This is a genomic window from Acidovorax sp. HDW3 (assembly GCF_011303755.1).
Classification (GTDB): Bacteria; Pseudomonadota; Gammaproteobacteria; order Burkholderiales; family Burkholderiaceae_C; genus Paenacidovorax.
This window is the reverse complement of record NZ_CP049885.1, coordinates 2,978,698-2,995,089: the sequence shown is the minus strand read 5'-3', so window position 1 is coordinate 2,995,089 and position 16,392 is coordinate 2,978,698. Positions and strand designations below refer to the sequence as shown.

At 67.8% G+C, this 16,392-nt stretch carries 12 protein-coding genes and 1 riboswitch; of the genes, 6 read left to right on the top strand and 6 right to left on the bottom strand.

Going from position 1 to position 16,392, the window contains the following annotated elements:
* Positions 1 to 94: 94 nt before the first annotated feature.
* On the bottom strand, positions 95 to 2,068 hold the full coding sequence (locus tag G7045_RS13900) for a TonB-dependent siderophore receptor (RefSeq protein ID WP_166160168.1): 1,974 nt from the start codon (positions 2,066 to 2,068) through the stop codon (positions 95 to 97).
* Between the two features lie 238 nt (positions 2,069 to 2,306).
* Here G7045_RS13900 and G7045_RS13895 point away from each other — a divergent pair, with 238 nt between their 5' ends.
* Complete coding sequence (locus G7045_RS13895; protein WP_166160167.1) at positions 2,307 to 2,750, top strand: PACE efflux transporter; 444 nt, start codon at positions 2,307 to 2,309, stop codon at positions 2,748 to 2,750.
* A 192-nt stretch (positions 2,751 to 2,942) separates the two neighbouring features.
* Here G7045_RS13895 and ccoG read toward each other — a convergent pair whose 3' ends face one another.
* Positions 2,943 to 4,355, bottom strand: coding sequence for a cytochrome c oxidase accessory protein CcoG (gene ccoG, locus G7045_RS13890; protein ID WP_166160166.1), 1,413 nt, complete (start codon positions 4,353 to 4,355; stop codon positions 2,943 to 2,945).
* A gap of 181 nt (positions 4,356 to 4,536) precedes the next feature.
* Between ccoG and G7045_RS13885 the strand changes: the two genes are divergently transcribed.
* The gene (locus G7045_RS13885; protein WP_166160165.1) at positions 4,537 to 5,814 is read left to right on the top strand and encodes a sigma-54-dependent Fis family transcriptional regulator; all 1,278 of its coding nucleotides are present in this window, start codon (positions 4,537 to 4,539) and stop codon (positions 5,812 to 5,814) included.
* A 56-nt stretch (positions 5,815 to 5,870) separates the two neighbouring features.
* On the opposite strand, the gene G7045_RS13880 is transcribed toward G7045_RS13885, so the two are convergent.
* Both G7045_RS13880 and G7045_RS14775 read right to left on the bottom strand, forming a co-directional pair.
* The gene (locus G7045_RS13880; RefSeq protein WP_166160164.1) at positions 5,871 to 7,412 is read right to left on the bottom strand and encodes a catalase; all 1,542 of its coding nucleotides are present in this window, start codon (positions 7,410 to 7,412) and stop codon (positions 5,871 to 5,873) included.
* Between the two features lie 136 nt (positions 7,413 to 7,548).
* Positions 7,549 to 7,899 carry a hypothetical protein gene (locus G7045_RS14775; protein WP_166155515.1) on the bottom strand — a complete coding sequence of 117 codons (351 nt, stop codon included), beginning with the start codon at positions 7,897 to 7,899 and terminating at the stop codon, positions 7,549 to 7,551.
* A 127-nt stretch (positions 7,900 to 8,026) separates the two neighbouring features.
* A riboswitch (S-adenosyl-L-homocysteine riboswitch) is annotated at positions 8,027 to 8,135 on the top strand.
* A 32-nt stretch (positions 8,136 to 8,167) separates the two neighbouring features.
* Here G7045_RS14775 and metH point away from each other — a divergent pair.
* Complete coding sequence (gene metH, locus G7045_RS13870) at positions 8,168 to 10,912, top strand: methionine synthase (protein WP_240919239.1); 2,745 nt, start codon at positions 8,168 to 8,170, stop codon at positions 10,910 to 10,912.
* Positions 10,913 to 11,125: 213 nt separating this feature from the next.
* Here metH and G7045_RS13865 read toward each other — a convergent pair whose 3' ends face one another.
* Together G7045_RS13865 and G7045_RS13860 are read right to left on the bottom strand one after the other, a co-directional pair.
* Positions 11,126 to 11,902, bottom strand: a complete 777-nt coding sequence (locus G7045_RS13865) for a M48 family metallopeptidase (RefSeq protein WP_166160478.1) — start codon at positions 11,900 to 11,902, stop codon at positions 11,126 to 11,128.
* 67 nt (positions 11,903 to 11,969) lie between these two features.
* Positions 11,970 to 12,857, bottom strand: coding sequence for a DMT family transporter (locus G7045_RS13860; protein WP_240919238.1), 888 nt, complete (start codon positions 12,855 to 12,857; stop codon positions 11,970 to 11,972).
* Positions 12,858 to 12,977: 120 nt separating this feature from the next.
* Here G7045_RS13860 and G7045_RS13855 point away from each other — a divergent pair, with 120 nt between their 5' ends.
* The 3 genes from G7045_RS13855 to G7045_RS13845 all read left to right on the top strand — a co-directional run bounded on the left by G7045_RS13855 (position 12,978) and on the right by G7045_RS13845 (position 16,362).
* Complete coding sequence (locus tag G7045_RS13855) at positions 12,978 to 14,300, top strand: MFS transporter (protein WP_166160163.1); 1,323 nt, start codon at positions 12,978 to 12,980, stop codon at positions 14,298 to 14,300.
* Positions 14,301 to 14,390: 90 nt separating this feature from the next.
* A complete protein-coding gene (locus tag G7045_RS13850; RefSeq protein WP_166160162.1) occupies positions 14,391 to 15,104 on the top strand; it encodes a response regulator transcription factor in 714 nt (237 codons plus the stop codon).
* 1 nt (position 15,105) lies between these two features.
* A complete protein-coding gene (locus G7045_RS13845) occupies positions 15,106 to 16,362 on the top strand; it encodes an ATP-binding protein (protein ID WP_166160161.1) in 1,257 nt (418 codons plus the stop codon).
* The last annotated feature ends 30 nt before the right edge of the window (positions 16,363 to 16,392 follow it).

Genomic DNA, 16,392 nt, shown 5'->3' with positions numbered 1-16,392 from the left:
AGGGCTTGCTGGTTAAGCGCAAGCAGCTATCAAATTAAGAGCAACCGGGGTGGGGTATCCACCCCGGTCCTCCCCCGTGGGGGGAGGGGTCGCTTTAAAAGTCCAAACGGGCGTTGACGAACAGGCGCCGGCCTTGCTCGGCGTAGCCGAAGTCGGTGGTTTTGTCGGCCAGGCGCACATTGGCCAGGTTGTCGATGCCGGTGCGCAGGTGCAGGCTGCGGCCCTCGCCCAGTGTCCAGGCGCGGCCGGTGCTCAGGTTCCACAGGGTGTAGCTGGGCAGGGCTGCGCCGCCGGTGGCGGTTTGGCTGCTGGTGTATTCCAGGCCCAGCAGGGTTTGCCAGGCGCCCAGGCGCCAGTTCAGGCGCGAAGCCAGGCTGGTGTCGGGGCGGTCGGCCAGATCTTTGCCGGTGCTTTTGTCGCGGGTGCGCAGCAAGGTGGCGTCGGTGCTCCACTGCAGGGCGGAGGAAATGTTCCAGGTTGCTCCCAGCTCCAGACCCTGGATGCGGGCCGCATCCACGTTGTCGTACTGGTACACCCGGCGCGAGCCGATTTGGCGCAGCAGCTTGTAGGTGATCAGATCCTTCACCTCGGTGTGGAAGAACGTGCCGCGCAGCGATAGGCGTTCGGCGGCTTGCCAGTCGGCGCCGATTTCAAACGAGTTCGATGACTCGGGCTTGATGTTGGCGTTGCCCAGGAAGCTGTGCGGGCCTTCGGCACCGACGTAGTTGGGCGAAATTTGTTTGAGCGTGGGGGCCTTGAAGGCATGACCCCAGCCGCCTTTGACGACCAGGGCGGGGCTGGCCTCCCACACCAGGTAGGCGCGGGGGCTGGTTTCGGAGCCAAAGAGCGCGTGGTGGTCGGTGCGCAGGCCCAGGGTGGCAAGCAGGTTGGGGGTCAGGGCGAACTCGTCCTGCACGAACAGCGCTTTGTGGGTGGCGTCGTCTGCGCCATTCTTGAGCCCGGCGTTGACCAGGTTTTCTTTGCGCCACTCACCACCGAGGGTGATTTGGTGCGCGCCCCAGCGGGTGCTGGCGTGGCCGTCTACGACATCGTCCTGCATGTTTTGCGGGCGCGTGGGGGTGACGCCGTTGCTGCGGCTGTTGCGGATGTCGATCTCGCTGCGGTAGGCGCGCAGCTGGCTGCGCCAGGTGCCCCAGTCGGCCTTCCAGCCGATATGGGCCTGCTTGCGGTCGAGGTCGTAACGGTTGGCGTAAGGCCGGGGGGTATAGCCCCGCTCATTGGCGTGGCGCTCCTCCTGGCCATCGACCAGGCCGCCTTCGATTTCGTGGCCGGGGGTCAGCTGCCATTGGGCGTTAACGCCCAGGTTCTGAGGGCGGTTGCCCTCGATCTCGGAGATGCTTGGGTCGTCCAGATTGGCCACGGGCTGGCGGTAGGCGCGCTCGGCCTGCACTGACAGGCGGACCCGATCCCCAAGGGGGCCGGAAGCGTAGAGCGACGTGCGTGCCTCGTGCGCAGCGCTGTCCGACTCCAGGGGCACGCTGCCACCCAGGCCGAGCGAGCCGCTCCAGCGGTCGCTGGGTTTTTTCGAGATCAGGTGGACTACGCCGCCCAGCGCCTCGGAGCCGTACAGCGCCGACATCGGGCCCCGGATGATCTCCACCCGTTCGATGGCCGAAATAGGCAGCCAGCCGTATTGGTAGTCCGAGTGGCCAATTACGTCGTCGCTGGCGCTGATGCGCCGGCCGTCGATAAGAGTGAGCGTGTGCTTGCCTTCCAGGCCGCGCAGAGCCATGGTTTTGCGGCCACCCACCTGGCGACCGGTGAGGGTGACGCCGGGGGCCTGGCGCACTGCATCGAGCAGATCGGCAGCGTTTTTCTTGGCCAGCTCGTCGGCGGTGATGACAGTCACGCTCGCCGGTGCGGTGCGTGCATCTTGCTCCGTCATGGTGGCCGTGACGGTGACGGCGGGCAGGGGCTTGGCCGTGTCGGCCTGGGCCAGGACGGTGGCCGATGGCGCGGCAGCATCTTGTGCGGCGGCGTGGGCGGTCAAAAACAAACAAGCCACGCAGGCGGCCAGCGGAGTCAGGCGAAAGGGTTGTCGCAACATGAAAGCTCTTGCAAGGCAGGCATCCGCACGGGCACGCAGGCGCAGCGGATGGCAGGGGTTGAGAATATTGGCTGGCGGCAACCCCTGACGCTAGGCTACTCCGTGCAGAAATAGACGCGATGGAGCCAAGCTGGCTTTCATCAATAATGTTAATGCGAATTGTTTTTATTGGCAATGCGATGTATGGCAAAAACCGTTCAACGGCATTGGGAGGGCGTGCGGCCTATACTCGCGCCCCATGTTTGTTGTTTTTTCGCCAAAGGGGCTGCAGGGCCCGCTGCGCCGGGTGGTGTTCGTCACCCTGTATGAATTGCTGGCCATTGCCTGCGCCAGCGGCTTGTTTGTGCTGCTGGGCCAGCAGCCCGCCGCCTCGGGGGCCATGGCGGTGGTGGCGTCCGCGATTGCCGTGGCCTGGAATATTGGCTTTAACCACCTGTTTGAACGCTGGGAGGCACGCCAAAGCGTCAAAGGCCGTTCGGTGCGCCGGCGCGCAGTCCACGCGCTGGGTTTTGAGGGCGGGCTGGCGCTGGTGCTGGTGCCGCTGATGGCCTGGTGGTTCGGCATCGGCCTGTGGCAGGCGCTGGTGCTCGAAGCGGGGCTGCTGCTGTTCTTCCTGGCCTACACCTACGTCTTCAACTGGAGCTTTGACCGCGTCTTTGGCCTGCCGGCAGCGGCGCAGTAAGTGCTGCGCCGCCGCCCTGCGGTGGCTTTAGGGCAACGCTGAAAAAGCTCCTCGCGCGCGCCGCATCCCCGGTTTGGGCGATCTGCGGCGTTGCAAATGCTCGCAATAGCTGCGGCTATTGCTGCGCTTTGCGCCTTGCAGCTCATCCCAAACCAGGGCGCATCGCATCGCGGGGACTTTTTCAGCGTCGCCTTAGCGCGGCACCAGGAACACGGCTTTTTCCGTCACCTTGTCACTCCCGCCTACGGCGTCGATGTGAAACTGCACCGGGTGCGAGCCGGCTTCGGCGCTGCCATATGGAATGTGCAGCTGCACCGGCACCCAGCGCGACTGCGCCGGCTCGACGCTGACCTCGGCCTCTGAGGCCACGCGCAGCCCCTGCAGGCCACTGGCGCTGATGCGGTAGCGCTGCGGCTGCTCGGTGGCGTTCATGATCTGCAGGCGGTACACGTTCTCCAGCTGGCCGCCAGCGACCAGGCGCGAGAGCGTGGCGCGGTCGCGCACCACATCCACCTTCAGCGGCACGCGCTGGCTCAGGCTCCAGAGCATGGCGCCGCACAGGCCCCAGAGCACGGCGCTGTAGAGCAGCACCCGGGGGCGCAGCACGCGGCGCAGCATCTGCAGGCGGCTCCAGCCCTGCGCCATGCCGTTTTGCGTGGTGTAGCGGATCAGGCCGCGGGCGTAGCCAACCTTGTCCATGACCGAGTTGCAGGCATCGACGCACAGGCCGCAGCCAATGCATTCGTACTGCAGGCCGTGGCGGATGTCGATGCCGGTGGGGCAGACCTGCACGCACAGCGAGCAGTCGATGCAGTCGCCCAGGCCGGCGGCCTTGGGATCGACCTTTTTGCTGCGCACGCCGCGCGGCTCGCCGCGCGCGCTGTCGTAGGTGACGATGAGCGTGTCCTTGTCGAACATCGCGCTCTGAAAGCGGGCGTAGGGGCACATGTACTTGCACACCTGCTCGCGCATATAGCCGGCAAAGCCGTAGGTGGCAAAGCCGTAGAAGCCGACCCAGAACAGCTGCCAGGTGCCACTCAGCGCCATGAGCTCGCCGCCGAGCTCGCGGATGGGGACGAAGAAGCCGACGAAGGTAAACCCCGTCCACAGCGCCACGCTGATCCAGGCGAGCTGCTTGGCGCCCTTCTTCCAGAGCTTTTCCCAGGACGTCCAGGGTGCCTTGTCCAGGCGCATCCGCGCGCTGCGGTCGCCCTCGATGCGGTTTTCCAGCCACATGAAAATCTCGGTGTAAACCGTCTGCGGGCACGAGAAGCCGCACCACAGCCGCCCGGCCACCGCCGTGAACAGGAACAGCGACAGCGCCGAGATGATGAGCAGCCCCGTCAGGTAGATGAAGTCCTGCGGGTACAGCACCAGGCCAAAGAGGTAAAAGCGCCGCGCCCCGAGGTCGAACAGCACCATCTGGCGCTCGCCCCACTGCAGCCAGGGCAGGCCATAAAACACCAGCTGCGTGCACAGCACCAGCAGCCAGCGCCAGCGGTTGAAGACGCCGTCGATGGCGCGCGGGTAGACCTTGGTTTTCGCCTGGTACAGGGGAATGAAGTTTTTCGGCGGGCTGGTTTTCGGCGGAGTCTCAAGCGGCATGGCAGCAAGTCAGGATGTGGATGCTTGTCGTATATCAAGAGCCGTGCCAGCCCCGCAGGGGGCACGCTCCCCAGCCATGGTCGTGCAAAAACAAGGGCTTACGGCCCGATGCCGCAATGGCACGGTCGGCCATTGCTGGCAGTGTGACGGCAGAGGCTGCCATTTCGTGGCAGCATGGGGCATGACCGCACCCTCGACCGACCTGCCCAGCTGGAGCGCCTACCTGGAGGCGCTGCCCGAGCCGCACATCCTGTTCGACCGCAGCTACCGCATCCTGGCGGCCAACGCCGCCTACCGGCGCCAGTACGGCCAGGGCCAGGGCGTGCTCGGGCGGCGCTGCCACGAGGTCTCGCACCATTCGAGCGTGCCCTGCGACCAGGCCGGCGAGGTCTGCCCGCTGGCGCAGGCCCTGCACAGCCGCGCGCGCGAAAAAGTGCTGCACCTGCACCACAGCCGCCACGGCGAGGAGTACGTGCAGATCGAACTGCTGCCGCTGGCCGGGGCCGAAGCGGCCGACGGTGCACCCGCCTTTTTCCTGGAAAAAATGGAGCCCCTGCCGCTGGCGCACCACGGCAGCGCGGGCGACGGCGCACCCGGCATGATCGGGCGTGCGCCCGCCTTCCAGGCGCTCCTGGGGCTGATCGCCCGCGTCGGCCCGAGCGCGGCCAGCGTGCTGCTGCTGGGCGAATCGGGCACCGGCAAGGAGCTGGCGGCGCGCGCCATCCACGACGCCAGCAGCCGCGCCGCCCGCGCCCTGGTGGTCGTCGATTGCGCCAGCCTGCCCGAGACGCTGTTCGAGAGCGAACTTTTTGGCCACGAGCGCGGCGCCTTCACCGGCGCGCACGCCGCCCGCGCCGGGCTGGTGGAGGCGGCACAAGGCGGCACGCTGTTCCTCGACGAGGTGGGCGACATCCCGCTGTCGATGCAGGTCAAGCTGCTGCGCCTGCTCGAATCGGGCACCTACCGCCGCGTCGGTCAGACCGAGCTGCGCCGCGCCGACATCCGCCTGGTGGCGGCCACGCACCACGACCTGCAGGCCCTGGTGCGCGCCGGGCGCTTTCGCCAGGACCTGTACTACCGCCTGAGCACCTTCCCCATCCGCCTGCCGGCGCTGCGCGAGCGGCGCGAGGACATCGCCCTGCTGGCCGCCGCCCTGCTGCAGCGCCTGGCCCCCGGGCGGACACTGCGCCTGGCGCCCGAGGCGCTGCAGCTGCTGGCGCAGCAGCCCTTCCCCGGCAACGTGCGCGAGCTGCGCAACGTGCTCGAACGCGCCGCGCTGCTGAGCGACGGCAGCGACATCAGCACCGCCACCGTGGCCCAGGCGCTGGCGCTCGACGGCGCGCCCAGCGCCCTGCCGCTGGCGCCAGCCCCATCCCCCGGCAGCACGCGCCGCGCCCAGGCGCAGGCCCTGGGCATCAGCGAACGCACGCTCTACCGGCGCTTGCGGGGTGGGGGGTAATTTGCTATTAATTTAATAGCTGTTAGCGCTTGTCTGGTAAGCGTTAGCGGCCTTTTTTATGCCGGAAGCGCCACCAGCGGGTTGCCCCACATCGGGTCGTCGTGCTGCGAGGCCAGCGCCTTGTGCAGGTCCAGCCCCAGCGCCTGGGCCACGCCGGCGCCGTAGGCCGGGTCGGCGGCGTGGCAGTTGCGGATGTGGCGGTGCTTGACGAACTCGGGCGCGTCGCCCATGGCGCGGGCGGTGTTGCCGAACAGGGCCTGCTTTTGCGCCGCGTTCATCCGCTGGAAGAGCTTGCGCGGCTGCTCGAAGTAGTTGCTGTCGTCCTCGTCAAAGCGCCAATGCTGGGCGTTGCCCGACAGGCGCAGCGGCGGCTCGGCAAACTGCGGCTGCGCCTGCCACTGGCCAAAGCTGTTGGGCTCGTAGTGCGGCGCGCTGCCGTAGTTGCCGTCCACCCGGCCCTGGCCGTCGCGGTGGTTGCTGTGCACTGGGCAGCGCGCGGCGTTGACGGGGATCTGCTGGTGGTTCGTGCCCAGGCGGTAGCGCTGTGCGTCGGCGTAGTTGAACAGGCGCGCCTGCAGCATCTTGTCGGGCGACACGCCGATGCCGGGCACCAGGTTGCTGGGCGCAAAGGCGCTCTGCTCCACATCGGCAAAGAAGTTCTCGGGGTTCTTGTTGAGCGCGAACTCGCCGACCTCGATCAGCGGGTAGTCGGCGTGCGGCCAGACCTTGGTCAGGTCGAAGGGGTGGTAGGGCACCTTCTCGGCATCCTGCTCGGGCATGACCTGCACGTACATCGTCCACTTCGGGAAGTCGCCGCGCGCAATGGCCTCGTACAGGTCGCGCTGGTGGCTCTCGCGGTCACGGCCGATCAGGGCCTCGGCCTCGGTGTCGCTCAGGTTCCGGATGCCCTGCTGCGTCTTGAAGTGGAATTTGACCCAGAAGCGCTCGCCCGCCGCGTTCCAGAAGCTGTAGGTGTGCGAGCCAAAGCCGTGCATGTGGCGGTAGCTCGCCGGGATGCCGCGCTCGCTCATGACGATGGTGATCTGGTGCAGCGCCTCCGGGATGAGCGTCCAGTAGTCCCAGTTGTGCGTGCTGCTGCGCAGATTCGTGCGCGGGTCGCGCTTGACGGCCTTGTTCAGGTCGGGGAACTGGCGCGGATCGCGGATGAAGAACACCGGCGTGTTGTTGCCCACCATGTCCCAGTTGCCCTCCTCGGTGTAGAACTTGAGGGCAAAGCCGCGAATGTCGCGCTCGGCGTCGGCCGCGCCGCGCTCGCCGGCCACGGTGGTGAAGCGCGCGAACATCTCGGTCTGCTTGCCCACCTGGCTGAAGAGAGCAGCGCGGGTGTAGCGGGTGATGTCCTGCGTCACGGTGAAGGTGCCGAACGCGCCGGAACCCTTGGCGTGCATACGCCGCTCGGGGATCACCTCACGCACGAAGTTGGCCAGCTTCTCGTTGAGCCACACGTCCTGCGCCAGCAGCGGGCCGCGCGCTCCGGCCGTGAGGCTGTCGCGGTTCGTCGGCACGGGGGCGCCGAAGTCGGTGGTCAGGTGGGTGGCAGCGTGGGCGAAAGGGCATTGCTTGCGGGGGTCGGTCATGGGGCGCTCCTGGTGCGGGGGTGAAAAGAAGAGGCCGTTCACGGCTGCGCCCATGGTAGGAAAACCAGCCGCAAAAGAAAAATCAATTGAGCCAATGCCGGCGATATACAAAAACCATATCAAGACCGGTGCACGGTCAGCGTCTGCAGGCCCCAGTGGTGCAGCGCCCCGCGCGCCATGCGCTGCGCGTGCTCGGCCACGACCTCTGCTCGAACTTGTCCATGTCGGCCTCGGGTATGCCTTCCAGGCGCACCGTGAACCGGCCCTCGCCGGCCACCACATGCAGCGGCAGCAGATGCTCCTCGGCGCGCGGCGGGTGCGACAGGCGCCCGGCGGGGCCGCTCGCCACGGCCCAGTCGGCCAGCAGGCCGGGCTGGGCGGCGGCGCCAACCAGTGCGCCGTGATGAGCACGATGGCCTGCGGCCGCGCCGCGCGGTGCTTTGCAGGCGCTGGCGCTGGAGCAGCCGGCGCGCGATCTGGGCGGCATCCACGTCGTCTGGCCGGCGGCGCGGCACACGCCGGCCAAGGTGCGGGCGATGATCGACTTCCTGGTGCAGCGGCTGGGCACACAGCCGGAAGCACAGGCACGGCCCTGGCCGTAAAATCGCAGGCTTCGCCCCAAGGAGCGCTGCAGCAGCGCGGGTGCCGTCCGGCACGCGCTGTCAGGCTTGGGGTGGCGGCGGGAAGCGCCCTGCCGACGCGATGCAACGGCGCTCACCTGTCTTTTCTGCCCTCGGTTTTTCACAGGTGAGCCCATGTCTGCCGTTTCCGCACCCACCCTCCCCCCCATGAAGCTCTCCGGCCTGGAGCCGGTGTTCATTGGCGAGGGCAGCCTGTTCGTCAACGTCGGCGAGCGCACCAACGTCACCGGCTCCAAGGCGTTCGCGCGCATGATTCTCAACGAACAGTACGAGGATGCGCTGTCGGTCGCCCGCCAACAGGTGGAAAACGGCGCCCAGGTCATCGACGTGAACATGGACGAGGCCATGCTCGACAGCAAGGCGGCCATGGTGCGGTTTTTGAACCTGATTGCGTCGGAGCCCGACATCGCCCGCGTGCCGGTGATGGTGGACAGCTCCAAGTGGGAGGTGATCGAGGCCGGCCTGCGCTGCCTGCAGGGCAAGGGCATCGTCAACTCCATCTCCATGAAGGAGGGGGTGGACAAGTTCAAGCACGAGGCCAAGCTCATCCAGCGCTACGGCGCCGCCGCCGTGGTCATGGCGTTTGACGAAACCGGCCAGGCCGACACCTACCAGCGCAAGATCGAGATTTGCGAGCGCGCCTACCGCGTCCTGGTCGATGAAGTCGGCTTTGCGCCCGAGGACATCATCTTCGACCCCAACATCTTCGCCGTCGCCACCGGCATCGAGGAGCACGCCAACTACGCCGTCGATTTCATCGAGGCCACGCGCTGGATCAAGCAGCACCTGCCGGGGGCCAAGGTCTCGGGCGGCGTCTCCAACGTGAGTTTTTCCTTCCGGGGCAACGAGCCGGTGCGCGAGGCCATCCACACCGTGTTCCTGTACCACGCGATTCAAGCGGGCATGGACATGGGCATCGTCAACGCCGGCATGGTCGGCGTCTATGACGACCTGGAGCCCGAGCTGCGCCAGCGCGTGGAAGACGTGGTGCTGAACCGCCGCCCCGACGCCGCCGACCGCCTGCTGGAGATCGCCGAAGCCGCCAAGGGCGCGGCCAAGGACGACAGCAAAAAGCTCGAATGGCGCGGCACGCCCGAGCACCCCAAAACCGTGGGCGAGCGCCTGTCGCACGCGCTGGTGCACGGCATCACCGACTTCATCGTCGAGGACACCGAGGAGGCCTACCAGGACATTTGCGTTGCCAAGGGCGGGCGGCCGCTGCACGTCATCGAAGGCCCGCTGATGGACGGCATGAACATCGTGGGCGACCTGTTCGGCGCCGGCAAGATGTTTTTGCCGCAGGTGGTGAAAAGCGCGCGCGTGATGAAGCAGGCCGTGGCCCACCTCATCCCCTACATCGAGGAAGAAAAGCGCCAGCAGGAGGCGGCGGGCCTGGACGTGAGCAGCAAGGGCAAGATCGTCATCGCCACCGTCAAGGGCGACGTGCACGACATCGGCAAGAACATCGTCACCGTGGTTTTGCAGTGCAACAACTTCGAGGTCATCAACATGGGCGTGATGGTGCCCTGTCACGAAATTTTGGCGCGCGCCAAGGCCGAGGGCGCCGACATCGTCGGCCTCTCTGGCCTCATCACCCCCAGCCTGGAAGAGATGCAGTACGTCGCCGCCGAGATGCACAAGGACGACCATTTCCGCATCAAAAAAATTCCGCTCTTGATTGGCGGCGCCACCTGCTCGCGCGTGCACACCGCCGTCAAGATCGCGCCCAACTACGACGGCCCCGTGGTCTATGTGCCCGATGCGTCGCGCAGCGTGAGCGTGGCGCAAAGCCTGCTGGGCGAGGGCAAGGACGCCTACCTGGCGGAAGTGCAGGCCGATTACGACCACGTGCGCGAGCTGCACGCGAAGAAGAAAAAAGTGCCGCTGTGGCCTTTGGCGCAAGCCCGCGCCAACGCCACGCAACTCACCTACGCCCCGGTCGTGCCGCGCGCCCTGGGCCGGCGCGTGTTCAAGAACTTTGACCTGGCCGAGCTGGTGCCCTTCCTGGACTGGGGGCCGTTCTTCCAGACCTGGGACTTGGCAGGCGCTTACCCGGCCATCCTGCAGGACGAGATCGTGGGCGAGGAAGCGCGCAAGGTGTTTGCCGACGGCCAGGCGATGCTGAAAAAAATCGTCGAGGGCCGCTGGCTCACGGCCAACGGCGTCATGGGCCTCTTCCCCGCCAACCGCGTGGGCGACGACATCGAGTTCTACACCGACGAGAGCCGCAGCCAGGTGCTCATGACCTGGTACGGCCTGCGCCAGCAGACTGAAAAACAGCTGGACGCCGAGGGCCGGATGCGCCCGAGCCGCTGCCTGGCGGATTTTGTGGCGCCCAAGGAGTCGGGCATTGCCGACTACGCCGGCCTGTTCGCCGTCACCGCCGGCATCGGCAGCGAGAAGAAGGAAAAGGAATTCCTCGATGCGCTCGACGACTACAGCGCCATCATGTTCAAGGGCCTGGCCGACCGCCTGGCCGAAGCCTTCGCCGAATGCCTGCACCAGCGCGTGCGCCAGGACTTGTGGGGCTACGGCGCGGGCGAATCGCTCAGCAACGCGGAGCTGATTGCCGAAAAATACCAGGGCATCCGCCCCGCCCCCGGCTACCCGGCCTGCCCCGACCACACGGCCAAAATCGCCCTGTTCGATACCCTGGCTGCGCCCGAGATCGGCATGGAGCTGACCGAGAGCATGGCCATGTTCCCGGCGTCGAGCGTCAGCGGTTTTTACCTCGCGCACCCCGAGGCGACTTACTTCGTCGTCGGCCAGATTGGCGACGACCAGGTGCAAGACATGGCCGCACGCCGGGGCATGGACGTGGAAGAACTGCGCCGGCGCCTGGCACCCAACCTGGGTTGAGGCAGCGACCGTTTTAATCCCGCCAGGCCAGTGCCGCCGCGTGCGGCACTCTGCAGTGGTGTTTTGCTATAAAAAAATGAGCTATTTACGCTTATTGGGTAAGCGTTTGCGCTGGTTTTTATCTAAGCGGCTCGGGCAGGCAAGGGCATCGCGCAATCGAAAGAAGTCCCTGCGATGCGGCGCGCGTGAGGGACTTTTTCAGCGTTGCCCTCATTACCGCCGCGCCTGTTCGTAGAGCTTTTGCACCTTCGGCAGATTGGCCTGCAGTTCGTGGATGCGGTCTGGCCCCGTGGGATGGGTGGACAGAAAACCGAAGCCCTCGCCGCCGCTGGCCTGGCTCATTTTTTGCCACAGCGTCACGCTCGCCTGGGGGTTGAAGCCGGCGCGCGCCGCCAGCTCCAGACCGACCAGATCGGACTCGCTCTCGTCGCTGCGGCTGAACTTGAGCGTCAGCAGCTGCCCGCCCAGGTTGGCCGCCAGGGTGCCGACATCACCCAGCCCCAAGAGCTGCGCGCCCAGGCGCAGGCCGATGTTGGTGGCCTGGGTTTTGACCAGCCGCTCGCGCGCGTGCTCGCGCAGGGCGTGCGCCATTTCGTGGCCCATGACCATGGCGATCTCATCGTCGGTCAGTTGCAGCTGGTTGAGGATGCCGGTGTAGAAAACAATTTTTCCACCCGGCATACAAAAGGCGTTGACCTCCTTGCTGCCGATGAGGTTGATCTCCCAGCGCCACTGGCGCGCACGCGGGTTCCACTGCGCCGCGTACGGAATCAGGCGCTGCGCAATGGCGCGCAGCTTGCGCAGCTGTGGGTTGCCCTCGGGCGCCAGGGCACGCTGCGCCCGCGCCTGTTCGAGCAGCTGCGCGTACTGCTGCTGCGCCGACTGCTCCAGCGTCTCGGCCGGCACCAGGGTGCGCAGGCTCGACGCCGCGCCCACATCCACCTGCGCCCAGGCCGCGCCCGCAGCCAACGCCAGGGCGGCGGCAAGCATTCGCACACAAGACAAAGGCAGGGTTTTTTTCATGGCAGCCAGTTGGGGACAAAACGCTATTTTTCCATCACCGCCGCTGCGTGCGCAGCTCGGCCCAGACCACCAGCAGCAAGCCCAGCAACACCGCCCCCAGGCCGGCATAAGCCAGGGCCTGCGGTGCCTCGCCCACCACCAGCACCGCCAGGGCAAAGGCCGTCACCGGCTCAAACAGCGCCAGCGTGACCCCGGTGGCGCCCGAGACATGGCGCAGCGCCGTCGTGAACAACAGGTACGCCAGCCCCGAGCTCACCAGCCCCAGGTACAGCGCCACCGCCCAGCCCCGGGCATCGGTCTGCAGCGGCCCGGCCAAGGCCCAGGCCAGCGGCAGCGACAGCAGCGAGGCCAGCACAAACACGCCCAGATTGGTGCGCGCCGGCCCCAGCTGCAGCACCAGCGATTTGCTCAGCAGCGCGTAGATGGCATAGCACAGGCCCGCCAGCAGACACAGCGCCACGCCCGCTGCCGACAGCTGCAGCGCCCCGCCCTGGCCCAGCACCATGGCCACGCCGCCGGCCACGCTCACCACCGTGCCCAGCCACCACAGCGGGCTGGGCCAGCGGCGCAGCCACAGCGCTTCGAGCAAGCCCGCCCACAGCGGCCCGCTGCCAATCGCCAGCGCCGTGCCCAGGGCCACGCCCGAGAGCTTGACGCCGGCAAAAAAACTCAGGTTGTAGCTGGCAATGCACAGCGCCGCCGGCCACAGCCGGCGCCAGGGCCAGGGCGGCTGCGCTCCCACGGCGCGCGGCCCGGCCAGCAGGGCGAAAAAAACGGCGGCAAAGGCCACGCGCAGCGCCCCCACCCAGTACGGCGAGAGCTGTGCCGGCGCCAGGCTTTGGGCCGTGCCGCCCGTACCCCAGAGCACAGCCGCAAGAACCACCAGGGCCATGCCCCGGGTGGAGGGGGAGAGGTGCATCATGGGCCGGCATCTTGCCCCAAGATCGGCTCCCGCCAGGGCCATGGCGCAAAATAACCGACTGCAGCGCCCATGCTGCGCCAGTCGCTACCTATTTCAGAGCATTTCACGCCGCTTTCCCGCATGTCCCAGCCCTCCTCCATGCCCCCCCGCCGCAGCTGGGCCGCCACCTGGCGCGTCTATACCGAACCGGCCAGCCTGCGCATGTTGGCGCTGGGTTTTTCTGCTGGATTGCCGCTTTTGCTGGTGCTGGGCACGCTGTCGTTCTGGCTGCGCGAGGCGGGGGTGGACCGCACCACCATCGGCTACCTGTCCTGGGTCGGGCTGGCCTACGCCTTCAAGTGGGTGTGGGCGCCGCTGGTCGATCGCCTGCCGCTGCCGTTCCTGACGCGCGCCCTGGGGCGGCGGCGCAGCTGGCTGCTGCTGGCGCAGGCGCTGGTGGTGCTGGGCCTCGTGGGCATGGCCGGCAACGATCCGCAGCAGGCGCTCACGCCGCTGGTGTGGTGTGCGCTGGCGGTGGCGTTTGGCTCGGCGACGCAAGACATCGCCCTGGACGCCTACCGCATCGAAAGCGCCGACACCGAGCGCCAGGCGGCGCTCTCGGCCACCTACCAAAGCGGCTACCGCCTGGCCATGATCTGGGCCGGCGCCGGCGTGCTGTGGCTGGCGGCGCGCTCGGAGGCAGCGGGCATCAGCGGCTACCAGGCGGGCGCCTGGCGCATGGCCTACCTGGCCATGGCGGCGTCGATGGCGGTCGGCATGATCACGGTGCTGCTCGCGCCCGAGCCGCAGTCGCGCCCGCAGCCGCCGGCGCAAGGGCTGGCGGCCTGGCTGCACGGCGCGCTGGTGGCGCCGTTTGCCGATTTTCTGGGCCGCTACCGCTGGCAGGCGCTGCTGATCCTGGCGCTGATTGCGGTCTACCGCATCAGCGACGTGGTGATGGGCATCATGGCCAATCCGTTCTACGTCGATATGGGGTTCACCAAGGACGAGGTGGCGGCCGTGACCAAGATTTACGGCGTGCTCATGACCCTGGGCGGCGCCTTTTTGGGCGGCGCCATGGCGCTGCGCTGGGGCGTGATGCGGGTGCTGCTGCTGGGCGCACTGCTGTCGGCGGCGAGCAACCTGTTGTTCGCCTGGCTGGCCACGCGCGGGCACGACCTGACGGGGCTGATTTTTGTCGTCTCGGCCGACAACCTGGCCGGCGGCATCGCCTCGGCGGCCTTCATCGCTTACCTCTCGGGGCTGACCAATGTGCAGTACTCGGCCACGCAGTACGCGCTGTTCAGCTCCATGATGCTGCTCGCGCCCAAGTGGCTGGCGGGGTTTTCCGGGCGCTTTGTCGATGCCTACGGCTACCAGGAATTTTTCCTCGGCACGGCGCTGCTGGGGCTGCCGGTGCTGCTGCTGGTGGCGCTGGCGGCCAGGGTGCAGGCGCGCTCCTGAAGCGCCATTCCAGGCGCCACCTGCAAAGCCTTTACCCCCGCTTTACACCGCCGACAAGCGCCCGGTGCGTGCCGCCGTGACAATCAAGGCATGAACACCCCGTTGCTGATGATCGAAGACGACCACCGTCTGGCGCAGATGGTGGCCGAGTACCTGGGCCACAACGGCCTGGCGGTGCTGCACTGTGCCGACGGCGCCAGCGGCCTGGCGCAGCTGCAAGGCGAACGCCTGCCGGCGTTGGTGCTGCTGGATTTGATGCTGCCCGACATGGATGGGCTGGAGATCTGCCGGCGCATCCGCGCCCTGCCCGGGGCGGCGGCGCAGGTGCCGGTGCTCATGCTCACGGCCAAGGGCGACCCCATGGACCGCATCATCGGCCTGGAGCTGGGCGCGGACGACTACCTGCCCAAACCCTTCGAGCCGCGCGAGCTGCTGGCGCGCATCCGCGCCCTGCTGCGGCGCAGCGCCAGGGCCCCGGCCACGCCCGGCGGCAGCGAGCGGCTGCGCTTTGGCCAGCTGGAGATCGACCGCGACGCGCGCAGCGTCACCGTTGCCGGGCAGGCGGCGGAGCTGACCTCGTACCAGTTTGATTTGCTCGTCACCCTGGCCGCCAGCGCCGGGCGCGTGCTCACGCGCGAGCAGATCATGGAGGCCGTGCGCGGGCGCGAGCTCGAAGCGTTCGACCGCTCCATCGACGTGCACATGGGCCGCATCCGCGCCGCCATCGAGGCCGACCCCAAGAGCCCCAAGCGCATCCTCACCGTGCGCGGCGTGGGCTACGTTTTTGCCAAGCAGCAGGACTGACATGGGCTTGCTGCGCGCCCTGGCCCGGGCTTTCTCACAGCGCCTGTACCTGCGCATCTGGCTGGCGGTGGTCGGCGGCGTGGCACTGCTGACGCTGCTCGTCGGCTGGGCCTGGCGCATTGCCGCCGAACAAAACACCGCCCCACCGACACCGCCCACGCGCGACATCGTGCTGCTGGGCCGCAGCGGCGAGGTGGTGCTCGCCGGCCAGGCCCAGCGCCTGCCCGGCCCGCCCGCCGAGGGCGTGGAATGGCGCATCGAAGGCCGCGACGGCCAGGACTATCGCCTGCACATGGCCCCGCGCAGCGACCGCAGCGGCGGCCCTCCGGGCCCGCACCGCAACCCCGAGGTGGCCTTCTGGCTGCGCCCGCCGCTGGGTTTTCTGTGGCTGCTTGGCCTGGTGAGCCTGGCGGTGGTGGTGGGGGTGTTCCCCATCATCCGGCGCCTGCTCAAGCGCCTGGAGATCCTGCAGCGCAGCGTGCAGCGCTTTGGCGAGGGCGATTTGACGGCGCGCGTGCCCGAAGGCGGGCAGGACGAGGTGGCCGACCTGGCGCGCCAGTTCAACGCTGCTGCCGCCCGCATCGAGGCCCTGCTGGCCGCGCACAAAAGCCTGCTCGCCAACGCCTCGCATGAGCTGCGTTCGCCGCTGGCGCGCATCCGCATGGGGCTGGAGCTGCTGCCCGCGAGCACCGGCGCCGCCCTGCGCCAGGAGATGCAGCGCAACGTCAACGAGCTTGACCAGCTGATCGACGAAATTTTGCTCGCCAGCCGCCTGGACGCGCGCGAGGCCGACATGGGCAGCGTCGAGCGCATCGACCTCATCGGCCTGGCCGCCGAGGAGGCCGCCCGCGTCGGCGCCGAACTGCACCTGCCGCCAGACTGCACCGCGCTGGAGGTGCCCGGCGTCGCCAAGCTGCTGCGCCGCGCCCTGCGCAACCTGCTGGAAAACGCCCGCCGCTACAGCCCCGGCCCGATCGAGCTGCACCTGCAGCTGCTCGCCGGCCAGGCCCAGCTGCAAGTCTGCGACCACGGCCCGGGCGTGCCCGCCGCCGAGCGCGAACGCATCTTCGAGCCCTTCTACCGCGCCAGCGGCGCCAGCGAGCGCGAGGGCGGCGTCGGCCTGGGCCTGGCGCTGGTGCGCTCCATCGCCCAGCGCCACGGCGGCCAGGTGCAATGCGGCGCCCGCCCCGACGGCAGCCACGGCGCCTGCTTTACCCTGCAGCTGCCGCTTCAAGGAAAAAACAGCTGCCAACGCTGACCCATCAAGCGCGAGCAGCTATTATTTTTA

Coding starts and splice junctions, on each gene's coding strand:
- G7045_RS13900 (WP_166160168.1), bottom strand. CDS start 2,068: ATGTTGCGACAACCCTTTCGCCTGACTCCGCTGGCCGCCTGCGTGGCT.
- G7045_RS13895 (WP_166160167.1), top strand. CDS start 2,307: ATGTTTGTTGTTTTTTCGCCAAAGGGGCTGCAGGGCCCGCTGCGCCGG.
- ccoG (WP_166160166.1), bottom strand. CDS start 4,355: ATGCCGCTTGAGACTCCGCCGAAAACCAGCCCGCCGAAAAACTTCATT.
- G7045_RS13885 (WP_166160165.1), top strand. CDS start 4,537: ATGACCGCACCCTCGACCGACCTGCCCAGCTGGAGCGCCTACCTGGAG.
- G7045_RS13880 (WP_166160164.1), bottom strand. CDS start 7,412: ATGACCGACCCCCGCAAGCAATGCCCTTTCGCCCACGCTGCCACCCAC.
- G7045_RS14775 (WP_166155515.1), bottom strand. CDS start 7,899: ATGCCGCCCAGATCGCGCGCCGGCTGCTCCAGCGCCAGCGCCTGCAAA.
- metH (WP_240919239.1), top strand. CDS start 8,168: ATGTCTGCCGTTTCCGCACCCACCCTCCCCCCCATGAAGCTCTCCGGC.
- G7045_RS13865 (WP_166160478.1), bottom strand. CDS start 11,902: ATGCTTGCCGCCGCCCTGGCGTTGGCTGCGGGCGCGGCCTGGGCGCAG.
- G7045_RS13860 (WP_240919238.1), bottom strand. CDS start 12,857: ATGATGCACCTCTCCCCCTCCACCCGGGGCATGGCCCTGGTGGTTCTT.
- G7045_RS13855 (WP_166160163.1), top strand. CDS start 12,978: ATGTCCCAGCCCTCCTCCATGCCCCCCCGCCGCAGCTGGGCCGCCACC.
- G7045_RS13850 (WP_166160162.1), top strand. CDS start 14,391: ATGAACACCCCGTTGCTGATGATCGAAGACGACCACCGTCTGGCGCAG.
- G7045_RS13845 (WP_166160161.1), top strand. CDS start 15,106: ATGGGCTTGCTGCGCGCCCTGGCCCGGGCTTTCTCACAGCGCCTGTAC.